20 protein-coding genes are annotated in these 18,101 nt (G+C 64.4%); 13 read left to right on the top strand and 7 right to left on the bottom strand.

Annotated features, from left to right (window positions below; all coding sequences use genetic code 11):
* Window positions 1–108 precede the first annotated feature (108 nt).
* Together AC5RUK_RS16120 and AC5RUK_RS16115 are read right to left on the bottom strand one after the other, a co-directional pair.
* The gene (locus AC5RUK_RS16120; RefSeq protein WP_494152797.1) at window positions 109–1,842 is read right to left on the bottom strand and encodes a serine hydrolase domain-containing protein; all 1,734 of its coding nucleotides are present in this window, start codon (window positions 1,840–1,842) and stop codon (window positions 109–111) included.
* Between the two features lie 126 nt (window positions 1,843–1,968).
* Window positions 1,969–2,664, bottom strand: a complete 696-nt coding sequence (locus tag AC5RUK_RS16115) for a TetR/AcrR family transcriptional regulator (protein ID WP_494152796.1) — start codon at window positions 2,662–2,664, stop codon at window positions 1,969–1,971.
* 107 nt (window positions 2,665–2,771) lie between these two features.
* Between AC5RUK_RS16115 and AC5RUK_RS16110 the strand changes: the two genes are divergently transcribed.
* From AC5RUK_RS16110 to AC5RUK_RS16095, 4 genes are all read left to right on the top strand, one after another.
* Entirely contained in the window at window positions 2,772–3,503 is a 732-nt protein-coding gene (locus AC5RUK_RS16110) for a DUF2306 domain-containing protein (protein ID WP_494152795.1), read from the top strand.
* A 217-nt stretch (window positions 3,504–3,720) separates the two neighbouring features.
* Window positions 3,721–3,957 carry an alcohol dehydrogenase catalytic domain-containing protein gene (locus tag AC5RUK_RS16105; protein WP_494152794.1) on the top strand — a complete coding sequence of 79 codons (237 nt, stop codon included), beginning with the start codon at window positions 3,721–3,723 and terminating at the stop codon, window positions 3,955–3,957.
* Between the two features lie 15 nt (window positions 3,958–3,972).
* The gene (locus AC5RUK_RS16100; protein WP_494152804.1) at window positions 3,973–4,506 is read left to right on the top strand and encodes a zinc-binding dehydrogenase; all 534 of its coding nucleotides are present in this window, start codon (window positions 3,973–3,975) and stop codon (window positions 4,504–4,506) included.
* Window positions 4,507–4,605: 99 nt separating this feature from the next.
* The gene (locus AC5RUK_RS16095; protein WP_494152793.1) at window positions 4,606–7,749 is read left to right on the top strand and encodes a DEAD/DEAH box helicase; all 3,144 of its coding nucleotides are present in this window, start codon (window positions 4,606–4,608) and stop codon (window positions 7,747–7,749) included.
* Window positions 7,750–7,774: 25 nt separating this feature from the next.
* Here the strand turns inward: AC5RUK_RS16095 and AC5RUK_RS16090 are convergent, their stop codons facing one another.
* Complete coding sequence (locus tag AC5RUK_RS16090) at window positions 7,775–7,972, bottom strand: YegP family protein (RefSeq protein WP_494152792.1); 198 nt, start codon at window positions 7,970–7,972, stop codon at window positions 7,775–7,777.
* A gap of 150 nt (window positions 7,973–8,122) precedes the next feature.
* On the opposite strand from AC5RUK_RS16090, the gene AC5RUK_RS16085 reads away from it, so the two are divergent.
* Window positions 8,123–8,347 carry a hypothetical protein gene (locus AC5RUK_RS16085; RefSeq protein ID WP_494152791.1) on the top strand — a complete coding sequence of 75 codons (225 nt, stop codon included), beginning with the start codon at window positions 8,123–8,125 and terminating at the stop codon, window positions 8,345–8,347.
* Window positions 8,348–8,396: 49 nt separating this feature from the next.
* On the opposite strand, the gene AC5RUK_RS16080 is transcribed toward AC5RUK_RS16085, so the two are convergent.
* Complete coding sequence (locus AC5RUK_RS16080) at window positions 8,397–9,020, bottom strand: class I SAM-dependent methyltransferase (protein ID WP_494152790.1); 624 nt, start codon at window positions 9,018–9,020, stop codon at window positions 8,397–8,399.
* 78 nt (window positions 9,021–9,098) lie between these two features.
* Entirely contained in the window at window positions 9,099–9,449 is a 351-nt protein-coding gene (locus AC5RUK_RS16075; protein WP_494152789.1) for a MerR family transcriptional regulator, read from the bottom strand.
* A gap of 108 nt (window positions 9,450–9,557) precedes the next feature.
* Between AC5RUK_RS16075 and AC5RUK_RS16070 the strand changes: the two genes are divergently transcribed.
* The 3 genes from AC5RUK_RS16070 to AC5RUK_RS16060 all read left to right on the top strand — a co-directional run bounded on the left by AC5RUK_RS16070 (window position 9,558) and on the right by AC5RUK_RS16060 (window position 10,967).
* Complete coding sequence (locus tag AC5RUK_RS16070; protein WP_493987766.1) at window positions 9,558–9,980, top strand: Hsp20/alpha crystallin family protein; 423 nt, start codon at window positions 9,558–9,560, stop codon at window positions 9,978–9,980.
* A gap of 100 nt (window positions 9,981–10,080) precedes the next feature.
* A complete protein-coding gene (locus AC5RUK_RS16065) occupies window positions 10,081–10,557 on the top strand; it encodes a J domain-containing protein (protein ID WP_494152788.1) in 477 nt (158 codons plus the stop codon).
* Window positions 10,558–10,568: 11 nt separating this feature from the next.
* A complete protein-coding gene (locus AC5RUK_RS16060) occupies window positions 10,569–10,967 on the top strand; it encodes a hypothetical protein (protein ID WP_494152787.1) in 399 nt (132 codons plus the stop codon).
* A gap of 232 nt (window positions 10,968–11,199) precedes the next feature.
* On the opposite strand, the gene AC5RUK_RS16055 is transcribed toward AC5RUK_RS16060, so the two are convergent.
* Both AC5RUK_RS16055 and AC5RUK_RS16050 read right to left on the bottom strand, forming a co-directional pair.
* Entirely contained in the window at window positions 11,200–11,988 is a 789-nt protein-coding gene (locus AC5RUK_RS16055) for a gamma-glutamyl-gamma-aminobutyrate hydrolase family protein (RefSeq protein WP_494152786.1), read from the bottom strand.
* A 50-nt stretch (window positions 11,989–12,038) separates the two neighbouring features.
* A complete protein-coding gene (locus AC5RUK_RS16050; protein WP_494152785.1) occupies window positions 12,039–12,263 on the bottom strand; it encodes a hypothetical protein in 225 nt (74 codons plus the stop codon).
* Between the two features lie 103 nt (window positions 12,264–12,366).
* Here AC5RUK_RS16050 and AC5RUK_RS16045 point away from each other — a divergent pair, with 103 nt between their 5' ends.
* From AC5RUK_RS16045 to AC5RUK_RS16025, 5 genes are all read left to right on the top strand, one after another.
* On the top strand, window positions 12,367–13,872 hold the full coding sequence (locus AC5RUK_RS16045; protein ID WP_494152784.1) for an APC family permease: 1,506 nt from the start codon (window positions 12,367–12,369) through the stop codon (window positions 13,870–13,872).
* Between the two features lie 65 nt (window positions 13,873–13,937).
* Window positions 13,938–15,137 carry a cytochrome P450 gene (locus AC5RUK_RS16040; protein ID WP_494152783.1) on the top strand — a complete coding sequence of 400 codons (1,200 nt, stop codon included), beginning with the start codon at window positions 13,938–13,940 and terminating at the stop codon, window positions 15,135–15,137.
* Between the two features lie 52 nt (window positions 15,138–15,189).
* Window positions 15,190–15,381 (top strand): ferredoxin, encoded by a 192-nt coding sequence (locus AC5RUK_RS16035; RefSeq protein ID WP_494152782.1) that lies wholly within the window; start codon window positions 15,190–15,192, stop codon window positions 15,379–15,381.
* A 2-nt stretch (window positions 15,382–15,383) separates the two neighbouring features.
* The gene (locus AC5RUK_RS16030) at window positions 15,384–16,634 is read left to right on the top strand and encodes an NAD(P)/FAD-dependent oxidoreductase (protein ID WP_494152781.1); all 1,251 of its coding nucleotides are present in this window, start codon (window positions 15,384–15,386) and stop codon (window positions 16,632–16,634) included.
* Between the two features lie 38 nt (window positions 16,635–16,672).
* Window positions 16,673–18,100, top strand: coding sequence for a glutamine synthetase family protein (locus AC5RUK_RS16025; RefSeq protein WP_494152780.1), 1,428 nt, complete (start codon window positions 16,673–16,675; stop codon window positions 18,098–18,100).
* Window position 18,101 lies beyond the last annotated feature (1 nt).

The raw sequence follows: 18,101 nt of genomic DNA, 5'->3' as shown, positions 1-18,101 counted from the left end.
CCCCCCCCCCCCGCCCCCCCCCCCCGCCCCCCCCCCCCCCCCCCCCCCCCCCCCCCCCCCCCCCCCCGGGGGCTTAGTCAAGAGGTGTGCCGGGGGTCGTTGGCTTAGTCAAGCGGCGTGCCGGGGCGTCCGGAGCCGGGACAGCAGCCACACCGTCCGGGGGAGGGAGCAGACGATGGCCAGCGTCAGTGCCGGTACAAGCGCGGCACCGACGTCGGGAAGCTGGCGGATGATGACGGCCAGGTAGGTTTCGAACCGGGCGGGTGCGTAAACGAATCCCAACCAGACGAGGAACGCGTCCAGGGCCAGGGCCCCGGCGGCCCAGAGCACAATCACTCCACGGTACCGGGCCATGCCGACCGGGTCGTTTCCGCGCGTGCCTGCGGAGCTGGCTCCGGCTGTGGTGGCAGGGCCGCCGCGGCGCGGGCCGATGCGTTTCCGCCCCAGGACGTGGAGCGCCAGCGCCAGGCTCGCCAGTTCGGCGAGCAGCAGCGCCAGGGCGACGGCCCAGCCGTACTGCTGCAGCCAGTCCTCATCCGCGGCCAGGGACTCGGGAGGCTGTCCGTGGAGAATCCGCAGGACATTGCTGTCCAGCGCCTGCAGCCGGGACGGCGCGGACGTGTCGTTCCCGTTGATCAGCAGGGCAAGGCCCAGCCCGGAGGACGGAACCATGGCCTGATAGGTGTGCGTGTTGCCCCATTCGCCTTGATGCTCCAGCAGCAACGGCAGGTCGCCGTCCCCCGCGGGCGCGGCGTCCGGGTGTGTGGATTCCAGCAGGGGGCGCGCAAACCATGCCATGGCATACCTTTTGGACTCGTCCACACGGACCCGGGGCGTCAGCAGCGTCTCCACGCTTTCCGGCCGGAGGATGCGGCGGTCCAGGTAGGCGCCGCCGTGCAGCAGGGCGATCAACTCGTGGCCGAGATCCTGGGCCGATGAGTACATGACGGTCGAGGGCATCCCCGTTACCGCGGCCGGCACGTCCGTCTGTCGCCACCAGGTGCCGAACCACAGCGAGTAGCCCGACGCCAGGTTATCCGCGCGCGCAGCTGCCCGCTTGGTGTGGGTGTTGGCCATGTCGAGCGGCGTGAACACATGGTCCTGCATGTAGTCCCCGAAGGGCTGGCCGGAAACGGTCTGCACCAAGAGGCCGAGGACGTTGTAGTTCGCATTGGAGTAGGCGAACGTTGCCCCCGGCGGGCTAGCCAGGCTGGCGCCGGACAGATCCCGCACGCCCTGTTCCAGCGCTGCAGGATCTTGGGTATCCGATGCTGCGAAAGCCGAGCCGTCTGCCGTGGACAGCCCGCTGGTCTGATGGAGCAGGTGGCGGAGCGTGATGGCCGACGCGCGGGGGTCACGCATGCTGAACCACGGCAGGTAGGTCCGCACGGGTTCGTCCAGCTCCAGCAGACCGGCCTCCACCTGCTGCATCACGGCGATGGCGGTCAGGGATTTGCTGGTCGACGCCAGAAGAACCGGCGTCTGGGCGGTCATGGGACGCCCCGAGTCATCGGCACTGCCGAACGCCGCCTGGTGTACTAGTCCGCCGTCTCTGATGATGGTGAGGGAGACTCCCGGAATCCCGAGGGCATCAATCTGGTCTTGCAAGTAGGCGTCAACCGCCGCAAAGGCCGGGTCGGGCGCACCGCGGCCCGGGACCGGGGGCGCAGGTGCCGCTGTCGCGGCGGCTGCCGCGCCGCCGGCCGCAGGCGCCGCAGGCCAGTTTCCTAAGGCTGCCGGGCAGGTGCCGACGGCGAGGAGGCAAACGGCCGCACAGGCGAGGGCGAAGGCGGTCGGGAACTGCAACGGCGCCCGCCCCATCCGTCCGCGGTTTTTGCCCATGCCCGCTCCTGCGGTTCGGATTGCGGTTCATTCACCGTAGAGGCTGGCGCATGGGAGCACAATGGACCGACAGGATTCCCGGCTCCCACTAGGCCGTGGAGGAGTCACGCGCTCAGACCGCGAGCCTCAGGACCGCCGGGCCGACGTCCATCCCTGCTGGTGAAGTTTTTCGAAACCGTCGAGGAGGAGGTCCAGTGCGAACTCGAACTCGAACTGGTCGTCGCAGCCCTGGCCCACCACGGATCCCTCGGCGTGGGCGCCCGCCATGGCGATTTCGGCGATATGCGGATACCGCTCGGCCATCGCGCGCAGCATCTCCGGCGGAACGTCCGCGGGCGGGCTTTGCGAGTCGTCGAACAGCTCCTGGGTGAAACCCCACATGCGGCTGCCCAGGGCGTGCATCACGTGGTGGGTGAGGTCGACGGAGAATCCGCCGGCGCGGAACATGCCGATCACCGAGTCCATGTACTCCAGGACAACCGGCGTCTTGTTGGTGCGCGACTCGAGCACCTGGCGGGCCCACGGGTGGCGCAGCAGGACCTCCCGGGCGGACAACACCCGCTGCCGGACGGCGTTCCGCCAGTCCGTCCCGCCGGTCCGCGTCTCGATCTCGCCGACGATGACGTCGACCATGCCGTCGAGCAGTTCTTCCTTGTTGGCGACGTGCTTGTACAGCGCCATCGGTACGACGCCCAGCTCCTGGGCCAGCTTGCGCATGCTGAGCGCGTCGACGCCCGCTTCGTCGGCAAGTACGACGGCGGCGCTCAACACCCGCTGCCTGTTCAGCGGGGTGCGGCGTGCCGACTCCACCTGCTGAGCCATCAGGACCACCTTTCTGACGGCAGATATCTCTTGACAAGTGTACAACGTACACTTACTTTGGGATCATAAGGTGTACGCCGTACACCCGAGAGTTGGGGGAATCAACAATGGCTGCAGAAACCATCGCCGTTACCAAGGCCGCCGGGCGCCGGCCCCGCGGCCGCTGGCTCATACCTGCCGGCTTGATCTTTGTTAGCCTTATCCCGGTCATCTTCGGGTCGATACGCGTGGCCGAGCTGACCGGGGGAGCGGCTGTCACGCCGGCCAACGAGCGGTTCTTCGACTCGCCACTTCCCGTGCTGATCCACATCCCCGCGGCAATCGTCTACAGCCTGGTCGGGGCCTTCCAGTTTGTGCCCTCGCTGCGCCGCGGCAAGCGGGGCCGGCGCAGCTGGCACCGCATCGCCGGGGTTGTCCTCATCCCGGCCGGCCTGCTTGCTGCCCTCTCCGGCCTCTGGATGTCCGTCTTCTATGACCTCCCGCCCGACGACGGCGTCATCCTGCTCGTCCTCCGACTGGTGTTCGGAACAGCCATGACGGCGAGCATCATCCTGGGCGTCCTCGCGATCAAGCGGCGCAACTTCGCCGCACACGGTGCCTGGATGGCCCGCGGCTACGCGATCGGGATCGCCGCCGGAACCCAGGCCCTGGTGACCATCCCGTGGATTCTCCTGGTCGGCCCGACCAACGAACTGAGCCGTGCGGTGCTCATGGGGGCGGCCTGGCTGCTCAACCTTGCGGTCGCCGAGTACTTCATCCGCCGCCGGGCGCAAAGGTCCGGGCACTCGAGGCGCATGTCCGACAGGGCCACGGCACTCCCGACGAGGGCCGCGCGATGAGGGCCGCGGTCTACCGGAAGTTCGGTCCTCCGGAGGTCGTCAGCGTGGTAGATGTTCCGAAGCCCTCACCGGGTCCCGACGACGTCCTGGTCAAAGTCCACGCGAGCACGGTGAGCGCCGCCGACTATCGTGCCCGGAGTCGCAAGGTTCCCAAAGGGCTGGGGCTATTGGCCGCGCAAGGACTGGGCCTTTCCGGCCGCGCAACCAAGTCCTCGGCATGGACGTTGCTGGCGTCGTGGCGGCAGTGGGCGCGGACGTCACGCAATTCCAACCCGGCGATGAAGTGATCGGGATGCTCGGCTTCAAGTTCGGCGGCCACGCCGAGTATGCCTGCGTGCCCCAGGACAGCGCTCTCATCGCCAAGCCACGCAACATGATCGCCGAGGAAGCCGTAACGCTTCTCTTCGGTGGACTCACCGCGCGCAGCTTCCTAAACCGCGCCGCACTTAAATAGGGGGGTGCGGTCCTCATCAATGGCGCTTCGGGTGCTGTCGGAACGGCGGCTGTACAGCTCGCGAAACGCCTCGGTGCGCACGTCACCGGCGTCTGCAGCGCAGCCAACGCCGAGCTCGTCGCCTCGCTCGGCGCCGACCGGGTCATCGACTATGCCCTGACCGACTTCGCCACGGAGGACAAAACCTACGACGTCATCATGGACTGTGTCGGCAACGCACCCTTCGAACGAGTCCAGGCGTTGCTCAATCCAGGCGGATCTTTGTTGCTGGTGATCGCCGACCTCAAGGGAATACTCCGAGCTCGGCGCCACGCCCGTCGAAGCGGAAAGCAGGTCATCGCCACCGCCGGGCATCGCGCCGACGACCTGAAATACCTCGTCGACCTCGCGGAGGCCGGTAAATTCCGGGCGGTCATCGACAGAAGTTACGACCTCCGACATCGTCCAAGCCCACCGGTACGTGGAAACCGGACGCAAGGCCGGCAATGTCGTCCTGTCAATCGCAACAGGCAATCTTGCCCTCGACGGTCAGTCGCCGTGTATTGCTAAGCCTTCTTCTCCGTCACAATCGTGAGCCATTGTTGAATAAACACAGTGATGCCGGGCGTCACACAAGAAAATGTCCCTACGCTCATCTACCCTGGCTTGGTGAACGCATTCATCGGGGGACGAGAAGCCGACGCCCTACAAGAAGGTCTATATGAGGTCCTCCACACCGAATCGCTGTCCCGCCGTTTAGAGCACTTGCCGGACTACCAGACGAACTTCGAGTTAGTAGACGCTGCCGACGCCACAGAGATCCTTTCAAGACATATTGGTGAGGCGGCCAGGAATGCATTAGCGGCGGCGAAGCCGGAGGACCGGCTGGCACTTGCCAACAGGATGTTAGAAGTTATTCAGGCAGAAGACTCGATCAAGGACGGCCCGCAGCAACTTCTTTCGCTTCATGCACCGGAGAAACTGCGACGTCGAAACCTTCGTCGTCCACTTACCGCATTATCGGATTCTGCACTTCTAACGAATGGCAAGGACGATCCGAACCTGGCAGCAGAACTCCGTGCCGAAATGGCCTCGGCCAATGCCGTCTACCTGCTCAGCGCCTTCATCAAGTGGAGTGGTCTGCGTCTTTTGGAGGCGGCACTCGATGAGCTCGTAGAACGCGGTGTCCCCCTCCGCGTTATCACCACCACTTATATGGGCGCCACCGAACGCCGTGCGGTTGATGAGCTGGTCCGCAGACACGGGGCAGAAGTGCGGATCAGCTACGAAACCCAAGCCACTAGGCTCCACGCCAAGGCATGGCTTTTCCGCCGCAACACTGGATTCGATACGGCCTACGTGGGTAGCTCCAATCTGAGCAGGCCAGCCCTCCTGGACGGACTGGAATGGAACGTCCGTCTGTCGTCTGTCACAACGCCTGCGCTGCTGAACAAGTTCGAAGTCACGTTTGACAGTTATTGGGAGCAGCGGGCTTTCGTCCCCTATGACCCGGATGCTGACGCCGAAAGGCTCGACGCCGCCCTGCTGCGGAACGGCGGCACCACCGCGATGCAGCCCATGGGAGCCACTGGGCTGGAGGTCCAGCCACATCTGCATCAGGTTGAGATGTTGGAGGAGCTTGAAACGTCCCGCGGAATCCACGGCCACCATCAAAACCTGGTAGTGGCAGCTACGGGTACCGGCAAGACGGTTGTCGCTGCCCTGGACTACCAGCAGCTTTGCAACCAAGCCGGCCGCCAGCTTACTCTGCTGTTCGTCGCCCATCGGAAGGAAATCCTGGAGCAAGCCCTGCGCACGTACCGAGCCGTTACGCAGAGCGGCTCATTTGGCGAACTCTACGTCGGGGAAGATAAGCCGACCCAATGGAAACACGTCTTTGCCAGCGTTCAGTCTCTGGCGTCCAAAGGTATTGAACAGATCTCCCCCCAGCATTTTGACGTCGTTGTCATCGACGAGTTTCACCACGCAGAGGCACCGACGTACCGGAAGATCATTGGCCACCTTCGCCCGCAGGAACTGCTTGGGCTGACCGCCACCCCGGAGCGCGGCGACGGCGTCAACGTCGCGGAGGCGTTCTTTGGCGGCCGCACAGCAAGCGAACTTCGCCTGTGGGACGCATTGGATGCCGACCTGTTGGTTCCAATCCATTATTTCGGACTGGCGGACGACGTCGACCTGAGCCAGGTGGAATGGAAGCGGGGCAACTACGATCTCCAGGCACTGAACGTCCTGTACACGGGCAACGACGCCCGTGCGGCCAAGGTCATTAAGGAACTGCGCGATAAAGTGCTCAGTACCACGGAGATGCGAGCCATAGGATTCTGCGTCTCCGTCCAGCACGCACGTTACATGTCCAAGGTTTTTAACGGCGCCGGCATCACTTCTGTGGCCGTCTCAGGCGACACGACTAGCGAGGACAGGGCCGCAGCCCTCGCCAATCTTCGGAGCAAGGAGATCAACTGCATTTTCGCCGTCGACCTCTTTAACGAAGGCCTGGACGTGCCGGAAGTTGACACGATCCTGCTGCTGCGTCCCACGCAAAGCTCGACCATCTTCCTCCAGCAGCTCGGCCGCGGCCTCCGGCGAGCCGAGGATAAGGCCGTCCTGACAGTTCTGGACTTCATCGGCCAGCAGCGCCGCGAATTCCGATTTGCCCCCAAGTTCCGGGCGCTGACCGGAACCAGTCGGGCAGGCCTCGTGAAACAGATCGAGGAGGAGTTTCCGCTCTTGCCTTCAGGCTGCCAGATCATCTTGGATCGGGTGGCGCAGCGGATTGTGCTGGATAACATCAGATCCCAGCTGAGGTTCAACCGCAATCAGCTGGTCGCCGACGTACGGTCACATGCCGAGGTCCTGCTGGAGGACTACCTGCGCGAGTCCGGCAGGGACGCGTCGGAGGTATACCGGAAAACCGGTGACTCCTGGACGTCGCTGATCCGTGAGGCCGGGCTGATCGAAGCCGGCGTGCAGCCGCCCGTTCACCGCGAGGGCCGGTCACTTTTCGAGGAGCAACTTGTACTCAAAAAGATGACCGCGCTGATGCATGTCGATGATCCTGAACGGGCTGAGACATACACTGCGCTCGTTTCCCCAGCCGGCGTGCCTTACGAAGACCTGGGGGAGCGAGAGAAGACCCTGGCCCGGATGCTTTTCTTTACCCTCTGGCCTGATGGTGGAGACTTCGAAAAGTACGACGACGGCTTCGAGCAGTTGCGGGCCTATCGTTACGCTTGCTCGGAGATTAGCCAATTGATGAAGCTCGGCGTCGAGGCTGCCCGCCACATGCCTAAGGGGCTCGGACTAGGCCTACAACACCTACCCATGTACTCCCACGCCACATACCGCCGTGAAGAAGTGCTGGCAGCCCTCGGCATCGCCGAGCTCGGCGGGCGGAACGCGCAGCACAGGGAAGGTGTTGCCTGGAGCCCGGAAATAGCTACCGACGCCTTTTTTGTCACCTTGAACAAGGACGAAAAGAACCACTCGGCCACCACCATGTACAAGGACTATGCGCTGAGTGAGGACTTGTTCCACTGGGAATCACAGAACTCGGCGTCCACCACGAGCCCGGTCGGGCGGCGGTACCTCGACCGCAAAGCGCACGGGTCACAGATTGTTCTGTTTACACGAGAGCATGCAAAAGATGATGCCGGAATGACCATGCCCTACACATGTCTGGGCCAGGTCGATTACGTGCAGCACTCGGGGGAGAAGCCGATCGCGATCACTTGGAAGCTGCAGAGGCCGATGCCGGCGGACGTTTACGCGGCAGGCAGGGCGGTGGCACGGTGAGCAACGAAGCAGTCAGCTGCCCCGGCTAGGTATCTGCTGTGTCGTCCGTCCGGTCGATTACACGGCCGGTGCCTGCAATTTCCCGTGCAAGCTCGATGCCGTCCTTGGCCTCCTGGAGGGACGGATAAGTCACCGATTCGGCCATGAGATTTCCCTTACCGTCCAGCATTCTGACCCGGTAGCCGCCGTCGGATGCCTTGATCACTTCGAAATGCCCAGCCATGTCATGCGTTCCTGTCCACGGGGTTTCCACGGCGCTGTGGAGTCCAAACAGTATGCCATCTGCCGTTTGCGGTCGTCTCGGGTCCTTGCCACATGCGCCGGGCACGAGGACAGTGGACAGTACGCTGACACGCTAGCGAAGGGAAAACCCATGCAGGTCGACAAGCAGCAGATCATCGATTTCCTCAAGCAGAAGGGAAACGAGGACCAAGCAGTTGCGGCAGATGCCGAGCTGCCGGAGAAGGTGGACACCGAGCGCGACGCCGGGCTGTTGTCCAAGCTGGGCATTGACGTTGACGCGCTCCTCGGCAAGCTCCCCGGAGGGTTGGGCGAGAAGCTGGGCGGCATGAAGGACAAGCTGGGCGGCTTCGGGTAACAAACGCTTCCGCCTACAGCCGCCGAGCCGCATGGCGCCCGGAGACGGCCTAGCGGTTGGCTCCGGGCGTTGCCGTGCCCGCTACCATCGGATTTATTGGGAGCCATGCCGGGCCGACGGCGAACTCATCTTGCATCGCCACGCTGAATCCGGCGGCAGAAATCGCCGCATCGGTATTCCGGTTGGGCTCGCAGCCCTGCGCAGCGAACGACCACACGGGCCGCAGCAGGTCCTGCACTTTGCCGTGCGCGCCTGGGCCGCGGACGTGCTCTAAAAAGAGAAGCTTGCCGTCGGGCTTGAGCACGCGCTTGGTTTCGGCCAGGGCCGCCGCCTGGTCGGGGACGCTGCACAGCACCAGGGTGAAGACCACGGCGTCCACACTGGCGTCCTCGGCCGGCAAGTCCTCGGCTACCGCATCCACCACGCGCACCGTTGCGGAGTGGGACCGCACCCTGGACTCCAGTCGCTTGCGCATGTTCGGGTCCGGCTCGACCAACGTCACGGAGCACCCCGGCGGGAAGTACGGCAGATTCGCGCCGGTGCCGGCGCCGACTTCGTACACAATCCCGCTCAACCCGGACAGCAAGGCGGTGCGGTGGGACGCGAGCTCCGCCGGTTCGCGGCGAATGGCGGCATCATACTGAGCGGCGAACAGCGCGCTTCGCAGTCCCATGAGCGTGGTCCTTTGTTCGGCTCCTAAGTAGGGCTCCGGTGTCGACCATACTCCGGGTGCCCGGCGGAAGGGAGGCGTTCAGGCCGGCCGCGTGGTTTCCTCCGGCTCCTCGTGCTGCTCTTGTCCGGCCGCACGTTCCCTGGCCGCCTGAAGCTGCCGGTGCAGCGAAGCGTTGTCCTCTTCAAGCTCCAGGACCTTGCCGACGCCGGCCAGGTTCACGCCGTCGTCCACGAGTTCGCCGATACGGCGGAGGCGGTCGACGTCGTCCTGGCTGTACCGCCGCGTGCCGCCCGCCGTGCGCTCGGGTTCCAGCAGGCCGCGGCGTTCGTACAAGCGCAGGGTCTGCTCGCCCACGCCCACGATGTCGGAGACCACGGAGATGCCGTAGACGCCCTTGTCCGTCCGCGGCCGCTTCTTCTCGCTTGCCAAGATTCCTCCAAAAACCGACTTGCAAACATAGTAGCGCAGAGTCATAATATCTATGCGCTCAGACACAGATTAGGTGAGCGCCAAGGTGAAGAACTGAAGGAGGCTGCCATGTTGATGAGAACTGATCCCTTCCGTGAGCTGGACCGCCTGACCCAGCAGGTCTTCGGAAACCAGGCACGCCCGGTGGCGATGCCGATGGATGCGTGGCGCGAGGGCGAGGAGTTCGTCGTCGAACTCGACCTGCCCGGCGTCGATCCGTCCACCATCGACCTGGACGTGGAACGCAATGTCCTCACGGTCGCTGCGGAGCGCAAGTCCAAGATCGAGGACGGCAAGGAAGTCGTTGCCGCCGAACGGCCCAGCGGCACGTTTAGCCGCCAGCTGATCCTGGGCGACACGCTGGATACGGACAAGGTCACGGCGAACTACGAGGCCGGCGTGCTGGCCCTCCGGATCCCCATCCGCGAGCAGGCCAAGCCGCGCAAGATCGAGATCAAAGGCGGAGACACCAAGCAGATGATCGACGCCTGACCTGTGGGATCGCAGCCGGTGGTGACGCCCGGGCGCGGGCGGAGCCACCGGCTGGCCATGAGCGGCGCACGCTTTCGGCAGCAGGAGGGAGGAGGCCAGCATGGGCGACGCCGACTTCTACGCCATCCTGGGCGTGTCGCCCGATGCCAGCGACGCTGACATCAGGCGCGCCTATCGGTCCTTGCTGCGCGCGCACCACCCGGATCTGAACCACGACGGCGATGCGCCGCGGTCGCGCGCCGACGGCTTGGCGATGGGTGCCATCCTGCAGGCTTACTCCGTCCTGGGTGACGTGGGCCGCCGGGCAGATTACGACCGCGGACGCCGGGTGGGCAGCAGGCGCGGCCAAGCGGCGGCGGCTTCGCCCGGCGGCGGACGCGGCGACCAAACGGCGGCTTCGTCCGGCGGCGGGCAGGCGGCTTCGCCGGGACGACCCGCGACGCCCAGGACGCGTCCGCGCCCTGCGCCCGGAGTGCGCCCGGCCATGCAGGTGGCGGATCCGGTCTACCTCGGCTTCCCACGACCGGAGCCCGAGGATACCGTGTGGCCTGAGTGGCTGCTATTTCCCTTTCGATGAAGCGAGGATCAATGCCTGTTTCCAGTTGGCGCCGGTACGACCATCACCTGTTTCCCGTTTTCCATGAACGGTTCGAGGAGCGCTGGGGGCCGGGGACCGCGCCGTTCTTGGACCCGAGCGTGTTCGAAGAAGGCCAGCCGCGCCCGCGTGCGCAGTGGATCAACGTCGATACCGGCGCCGCCGCCGCCGTCGTTCCGGTGTGGGAGGACGACGACGGCGAACACCGGTCTTTCGCCGTGTTCTACCTGCCGCCGGGCGGTGGCATCTGGGCGCTGCGGCCGGGCTTCACGAACTACACGGAGAGCGTCAACGGCGGCCCGGAACAGGCGGCCTTGCGCAACGACTCGTTCAAGAAGGCCGTGGCCCACGCCGAAGAGTTCATCTACGGGACTGGCGGGACTGGGACCTAAAGCCGCGACGCGCGTGCCGGAAGGGGACATCAAGCCTAAGTCCGGCAGCAACAATGCCATGCCCACATCGGAGAAAGACCTGGACATCCGGGTTGCCCTTCAAGGATCCGAGCCGGAAATCCGGCGGACGCTGCGCCTGCCGATCGCCCCATTGAACACCCTGCACGAGGCGATCCGGCGGGCGTTTGTTTGGCTGGGAGGACCGGCACTGTACCTGTTCCATCCGGGTGGTCTACGGCACCGTCGGCAGACCCGTCCGGCACTGGTCTGTGAAAAGGCGAATCAGCGCGGCGAACTGCCCCGAGGTGGTCCCGGGGTCTTCGGGGTGCCACTGGACTCCCAGGATCCAGTGTTCCTGGTGTTCGATGGCTTCAATTACCCCGTCCGGGGCCTCCGCGGCGGCGAGCATCCCGGCGCCGAGATCCTGAACTGCCTGATGATGGCCGGAGCGGACCCGTAGGCTTTCCGCGCCCAATGCCGTGGCGAGCAGGGTATCCGGCTTGACCTTGACGTCATGGTCGATCATGCCTGGCGCTTCCGTGTGAACCTGATGAATGGAATCCGGGCCCAAATCCTGAATCAAACTCCCGCCGAAGGCGACGTTGATGACCTGCAGGCCGCGGCAAATTCCCATCACCGGCCGGCCCGAAGCAGCCGCGCTTCGAACCAGCGCAATCTCAACCTCGTCGACGCGTGCATCCACCCCATATCCGGGTGCTGCCGCCGGCTGCTGTCCGTAGAGGGAGGGGTGAATATCCCCGCCTCCTAGAACCAGCAGGCCATCGAACCCGTCGAGACTGGCTGCCGCGTCCATCTCCTGCGAAACAGGAGCCCCGACGTCGAGGAGCAGGAAGTCTGCCTCCTGCATGTTCAGCTCGTGACCGACGTTTCGGGCGTAGTCGGTCAACGATTCGGTCAACCATTGGTCGTTCTTAGGTCCGCTGAGGGAGCAACTGACAAGAATTCGGGGCCGGGCGGATGGCTGGGCAGTCTCGGCATCGGCGGCAGGCTGGGGCACCATGTACTCACGATCTCTGATGAATAAACGTTAAAGCCATATGTTTTTAGATGTTACGTCGGACACATCGGTCTCCGCACTACCGCCTCCCGGTTGTCGGCCGTGTCGTCAAGCTCGGGATACATGCTGCGGCCGAATGTATTGCTTTGAGGCTCTTCTAGAGCAGATTTTGCCGTGCTGATATGGGTGATTGCCCAAGGAAGCGCGCTTTCTCTGCGTGGGCCGGCGCTGGGTGCGGCGTCGATTTCGCTGAAGTGCTTGCCAAACAAATCATTCATTTGTAGGGTTTTTGTGATCGCCCTCACTGTGACGTCGATCACCGCGGGGCGGCAGCTCTTACGGCCCGTTCACCGCACTGACCATTCGTTTTGAAGGAGCGCAATGTCAGCCGAAATGACGAGACCCGCTGGAGGTCCGGACGTCGATGAAGACGCAGAGCACCTTGCCAGCCTTGGCTACTCGTACGAAAAGCAATTCAAGCGCGAAATGACGTTCTGGGGGAACGTCTCCCTTGGGTTCACCTACCTGTCCCCTGTGGTGGGTATTTACTCACTGTTCGCGGCATCGTTGGGAATGGCCGGACCGCCGATGTTCTGGTCCCTGGTGATTGTTGGGATCGGCCAACTGCTGGTTGCCACGGTTTTTGGGGAAGTGGTTTCCAATTACCCCGTGGCCGGCGGCGTCTATCCGTGGTCCCGCCGTCTGTGGGGGCGCAAGTGGGGCTGGATGAACGGGTGGGTCTACCTCTGCGCTTTGCTGGCCACCATTGCCGGCGTTTCCTACGGTGCCGGACCCTTCCTCAGCCTGTTGCTGGGGATGGAAAGCACTGTCGACTCGGTGATCATCTCGGCGCTGGCGGTCATTGCCCTGGCTACCGTATTGAACCTCGGCGGCACCAAGGTGTTGAGCAAGGTCGCCATGCTGGGTTTGCTGGCGGAACTCGGCGGGGCTCTCATCGTCGGCGTCTGGCTGCTGGTCACCGCCCGCGAGCACGACCTCAGCGTGCTGTTCCAGAGCTTCGGGGCGGGTGAAGGCAGCAACTACTTCATCGCCTTTGCCGCTGCCGGCTTGATCGGCATCTACCAGTACTACGGTTTCGAAGCCTGCGGCGACGTGGCCGAAGAGGTTCCGAACCCGGGGCGCCGGATCCCCAAGGCCATGCGGATGACCATCTACATTGGCGGTTTCGCTGCGATGTTCGTGTGCCTGTCGCTGATTTTGGCCGTGCCCGACTTCGGCGCCGTGATCTCCGGGGAGAATTCCGACCCCATCGGCAGCGCCCTGTTGGGTGCCTTCGGACCGTTTGGGTTCAAGGTGGTGCTCGCCGTCGTGCTGATCTCCTTTGTCTCCTGTGCACTGAGCCTGCAGGCGGCGTCCTCTCGGCTGGCCTACTCGATGGCCCGCGACGGGATCCTGCCGGGCAGCAAACTGCTCAGTAAGTTCAGCGAAACCCGTCATGTGCCGCCCTACGCCCTGCTGCTGGCCGGCTTGGTCCCGGCGATCATCGTGGTTGGGTCCAAGGTCTCCGAAGACGCCCTGGTCACCATCATCTCTTTCGCCGCGATGGGCATGTACATGGGCTTCCAGATGGTCGTCCTGGCCTCGTTGCGGGCCCACCTGAAGGGTTGGAAGCCCAAGGGGGCATTCCGGCTCGGGGTCTGGAGCATTCCGGTCAACATCGCAGCTCTCGTGTGGGGCGTGCTGGGCATGGTCAACATGGCTTGGCCGCGGACTCCGGAAGCGGGCTGGTTCGCCAACCACATTGTGCTGATCTCCGCCGTCGGGGTCGTGGTTATCGGCCTGATCTACATGACGTGGAAGAAGCCCTATCTGAAGGGCGACGCACCCGCAGGAGATGCCATACCGTCCGCGTCCCTGTCCGCCTAGCACTACAGTCCGAGCCTTCCAGCCCAGCAATTCACCGATAGCAAGATGAGGAAAAGGTTCCACCCATGAGTACGCCCACTGTTGACATTCCGTACCTGAACATTTCGGATCCGTCGTTCGCTATGCAGTCCGAAGAGCTGCGCAACGCACGCCAGACCAGTTGGTACGCGAGGACCAATTACGGCATCGCCGTGCTGCGGTACGACGAGGTGAGCAAGCTGCTCAAGAGCCCCAAGCTGAAGCAGGGCAGTGCCCAGTGGCCAGCGCACAACGGGGTCCACGGCGGCTTGTTCTACGACTGGTGGACCAAGAATCTGCTGGTGCTGGAAGGCGAAGACCACCACCGCATCCGCCGACTGCTTAACCCGGCATTCTCGCCCCGGTTGATCAAGGACCTGGTGCCCCGGTTCCAAGCCCTGGCCAACGAGTTGATCGACGCATTTATCGACAAGGGTGAGTGTGAGTTCATCCGCGACTTCGCCGAGCCCTATGCCACCCGCGTACTCACCATCCTGTTGGGCATTCCGGAAAGTGAGTGGCCGACGATCGCCAGGCTGGCCTCCACAGTGGGACTGGCCCTCGGCGTGACGTTCAAGCGGGACCTGGACAAGGTGGAGGCGGCAGTCGCGGAGCTCTACGAATACGCCGACGAGCTGATCAAGGACCGCCAGTCAAACCCGGGCGAGGACTTCGTCAGCCGTTTGGTGCTGGCCAGCCGCGACGGAGACCGGCTCAGCGACGAAGAGCTGCGTAACGCCTTGGTGCTGCTGATTTTCGGCGGCATGGACACCACCCGCAATCAGCTGGGGCTGGCGATGCAGTCCTTCATCCGCAACCCGGAGCAGTGGGAGCTGCTAGCGGAGCGCCCGGAACTGGGTGCCAAGGCCGTCGAAGAGGTCATGCGGATTAACCCGACGGTTACCTGGGTCACCCGGGAAGCGGTGGAGGACTTCACCTATCAGGACCTCTTCATCGAAAAGGGCACGACGGTGCACCTTTTCACCCAGTCTTCCGGCACTGACCCGAAGGCCTTCCCCAACCCGGAGATGGATCTGCTCGGCGAGCACGCGCCGCACTACGGCTTCGGCGGCGGTGTGCACCACTGCCTGGGCCACTTCGTCGCACGAGCGGACATGAGCGAGGCCCTGCCGCTGCTGGCCAGCCGCATCGCTGCCCCGTACTTGGCCGGGGGAGACGAGTGGCTGCCCGATTCCGGCAACACCGGGCCCATACGCCTTCCGATCGGCTTCGCCAAGCGCACCTGAACCGCAGACAGCACCACCCAGCACTACAGCAACAACAGAAAGCAGGACCACCATGAAGACCGTTGATGTCGACCGCAGCTTGTGTGACAACCATGGCCAGTGCGCCATCGCCGCGCCGGAAGTCTTCCGTATGAACCCGGACGGAGTCCTCGAATACGAGCCGGCGTTCGACGACTCTCTCCTCGACGAGGTCGAGGAAGCCATCGACGTTTGTCCTGTCCAAGCGATCTTCCTCAAGGACTGATCATGGCCCGCAGAATCGCCATCGCCGGAGCCTCGATGGGAGGTTTGCGCGCCGCTGAACAATTACGGTCGGCCGGCTGGGAGGAGGAGATCCTCGTTATAGGCGGGGAAATCCATCCTCCCTACAACCGGCCGCCGCTCTCGAAGGAACTGCTGAAGTCTCCCGGCTCGATCCAAGAAGCTCTGGCGTCGGTGGCGCTGCGGCAGCGCCGCACCGCCACCGACATCGACTGGAAGCTCGGGGCACCGGTTACTCGCGCAAACCTTGCGCACCGCACCTTGACCCTCGCTACTGGCGAGCAGTTGGGCTACGACGGACTGGTGGTCGCAACCGGGCTGCGGCCGGCGCGCGTCAGGGTTCCCGGGCCATTGCATGGCCGATACGTCATCCGCACTTTGGAGGACACGCTGGGCCTGCACCGGGAATTACGGCCGGATGCCCGGATCGTGGTGGTCGGTGCAGGATTCATCGGCTGTGAGGCAGCTGCCACGGCGACGCTGCTGGGCTGTCGCGTGACGTTGATCGAGGGGAGCAGCGGGCCCATGCAGCACACGCTCGGCCGCGAACTGAGCGACGGCATGCGCAACTTCCTGACCGAACGCGGTGTCGAGTGCATCTCAGGTGAACGCGTCACCTCATTCACCTGGCACGACGACGGCGCTGCCGGGCCGCAGCGATGCACCGGGGTCCGCCTGGCGGGTGGACGCGAGGTGCCGGCCGATGCCGTTATTGAGGCTGTCGGTTCAAAGCCGAACGTCGAGTGGTTGGCCGGCAACGGCCTGGATCTGACTGACGGCGTGCTCTGCGACGCGCACCTGCGCGTGCTCGGGACGGAGCATGTGGTCGCGGTCGGCGATGTGGCCCGCTACCCGGACCGCCGCGCCGGCACCGGACCACGACGCGTTGAGCACTGGGCCACACCTGCCGACACTGCCAAGATCGCAGCCCCGGCCCTGGTCGGCGGACTGAACGGAACCGAAACCCCGGCACCGGCCGCGCCGATGCCCTCCTTCTGGACGGACATTTTCGGTATCCGAGTTCAGGGCGTGGGCAGCCCGGCCGTCGCAGACCGGATCGAGGTCCTGGAAGGGGACCCGTCCCGGCCTTCCGACGGTGCCGCCCTTGCCTACTACCTCGGCGGTCGGCTGATCGGCGCCGTAACCTCCGCACTGCCTGCCGACCGCCAGTTGCATTACCGAAAGCTCGTGACCGAGGCCGGGCTGCCCGCCAGCTCCCAGCTGGCCGCCGTCTGAAAAGAACGGCTCGGCCCTCAAACCGAAGGAAGACTGAGATGACACTAACCCCCGTACGGCCCGATGCGGCCGCCACCGATATGCTGCCGGTATTGAGCGACCGCGATGCCTTCGCCCGCCACCAAGAGCGCAACCTGCGCCCCGAAACGGTGCGCGAACTTGGCCGCAAGATCGAAGAAGCCGGCGTTGAATACGTTTACTATGCGCTGCCTACCATCGGCTCGCGCATGGTGGCGAAGATGGTTCCCGCCAACCACTTCCGCCGCAACCTGGAGAAGGGCATCTGCTTCCACCGCACCGCGCTGTCGGACCTGCAGAACGACCGCCACGGCAACCTGATCGGCGGCGGCATCGAGGCCCGGGAGTTCTGGGCACTACCGGAGCCGGACACTTTCGTGGTCCTGCCTTGGGACACCTCGGTCGCCCGGATTTTTTGTACTGCCTACGAGCCCCCGCACCTGCCGGACGTAGGTGGCCGCCTGCTGCCGATCGACACCCGGTCGCTGCTGATCCGCTCACACGAAGCGTTCACCGCCCACACCGGCTTCGAGGTGCGCTCCGGCACCGAACCGGAGATGACGTGGGAGGGACCCGGCTTGGATGTTGTCAAGAAGCCCGGCACCAGCCCCGCCTATCAGGTGGAGAACCTGGAGCGGATGCGCCCCATCTACAAGCAGTTGGTCACCTACGCCAAGGCCATGGGCCTGGACATGATTGAAGGCGACTACGAGGACGACGGCCAGCTTGAGCTGAACTGGATGTACGACCGCGTGGAAAACACCGCAGACCGGTTGGTGACCTACCGGCAGATCTGCAAGCAGGTGGCCCGGGAATTCGGCGTCACCGCCAGCTTTATGCCCAAGCCATATAACGGCCAGATGGGCAATGGATGTCATCACAACCTGAGCCTTTGGGACGGCGACACTAACGTCACCGAGGACGCCGGCCGGGTGGAACTGCACGTCTCACAGACCGCCAAGTACGCCATCGGGGGCATGCTGGCCCATGCGCCGGGGTCGATGGCCGTGATGGCCTCCACCGTAAACTCCTACAAGCGGTTCTGGGATGCCGGCCAGTTCGCCCCGAGCCTGGCCAACTGGGGGTTGGACAGCCGCGGCTGCCTGATCCGCATCTCTTCGAATGGCCGGATGGAGTACCGCGTGCCGGATGCCGCGGTGAACCCTTACCTATCCCACACATTGCTGATTGCGGCCATGCAGGACGGACTGGACCGGCAGCTTGATCCCGGTATGCCCGACGGCGGTGCTGACGGCCCGGTCGGCGGGCAACTGCCGCTCACACTGGGTGACGCCATCGACGCGTTCGTGTCGGACACTCACCTGACCTCAGCGTTGCCCGAGGACCTGGTGGCGATCTACACGCAGCTGAAGCAGGAGGAGTGGGCCCGCTACTGTGGAGCCATCACCGAATGGGATCGTGAGATGTACTGGGAGACCATCCCGTGAG

The sequence above is a fragment of the Arthrobacter sp. Y3223065 genome (assembly GCF_059090885.1).
This window is presented reverse-complemented; position numbering and strand designations above follow the sequence as displayed.

Bases quoted from the DNA above. Each gene is read 5' to 3' on its own strand.
- AC5RUK_RS16080 (WP_494152790.1), bottom strand. From the start codon at position 9,020: ATGGGACTGCGAAGCGCGCTGTTCGCCGCTCAGTATGATGCCGCCATT.
- AC5RUK_RS16105 (WP_494152794.1), top strand. From the start codon at position 3,721: ATGGACGTTGCTGGCGTCGTGGCGGCAGTGGGCGCGGACGTCACGCAA.
- AC5RUK_RS16115 (WP_494152796.1), bottom strand. From the start codon at position 2,664: ATGGCTCAGCAGGTGGAGTCGGCACGCCGCACCCCGCTGAACAGGCAG.
- AC5RUK_RS16035 (WP_494152782.1), top strand. From the start codon at position 15,190: ATGAAGACCGTTGATGTCGACCGCAGCTTGTGTGACAACCATGGCCAG.
- AC5RUK_RS16050 (WP_494152785.1), bottom strand. From the start codon at position 12,263: ATGAATGATTTGTTTGGCAAGCACTTCAGCGAAATCGACGCCGCACCC.
- AC5RUK_RS16070 (WP_493987766.1), top strand. From the start codon at position 9,558: ATGTTGATGAGAACTGATCCCTTCCGTGAGCTGGACCGCCTGACCCAG.
- AC5RUK_RS16120 (WP_494152797.1), bottom strand. From the start codon at position 1,842: ATGGGCAAAAACCGCGGACGGATGGGGCGGGCGCCGTTGCAGTTCCCG.
- AC5RUK_RS16040 (WP_494152783.1), top strand. From the start codon at position 13,938: ATGAGTACGCCCACTGTTGACATTCCGTACCTGAACATTTCGGATCCG.
- AC5RUK_RS16090 (WP_494152792.1), bottom strand. From the start codon at position 7,972: ATGGCTGGGCATTTCGAAGTGATCAAGGCATCCGACGGCGGCTACCGG.
- AC5RUK_RS16110 (WP_494152795.1), top strand. From the start codon at position 2,772: ATGGCTGCAGAAACCATCGCCGTTACCAAGGCCGCCGGGCGCCGGCCC.
- AC5RUK_RS16045 (WP_494152784.1), top strand. From the start codon at position 12,367: ATGTCAGCCGAAATGACGAGACCCGCTGGAGGTCCGGACGTCGATGAA.
- AC5RUK_RS16055 (WP_494152786.1), bottom strand. From the start codon at position 11,988: ATGGTGCCCCAGCCTGCCGCCGATGCCGAGACTGCCCAGCCATCCGCC.
- AC5RUK_RS16030 (WP_494152781.1), top strand. From the start codon at position 15,384: ATGGCCCGCAGAATCGCCATCGCCGGAGCCTCGATGGGAGGTTTGCGC.
- AC5RUK_RS16065 (WP_494152788.1), top strand. From the start codon at position 10,081: ATGGGCGACGCCGACTTCTACGCCATCCTGGGCGTGTCGCCCGATGCC.
- AC5RUK_RS16060 (WP_494152787.1), top strand. From the start codon at position 10,569: ATGCCTGTTTCCAGTTGGCGCCGGTACGACCATCACCTGTTTCCCGTT.
- AC5RUK_RS16025 (WP_494152780.1), top strand. From the start codon at position 16,673: ATGACACTAACCCCCGTACGGCCCGATGCGGCCGCCACCGATATGCTG.
- AC5RUK_RS16085 (WP_494152791.1), top strand. From the start codon at position 8,123: ATGCAGGTCGACAAGCAGCAGATCATCGATTTCCTCAAGCAGAAGGGA.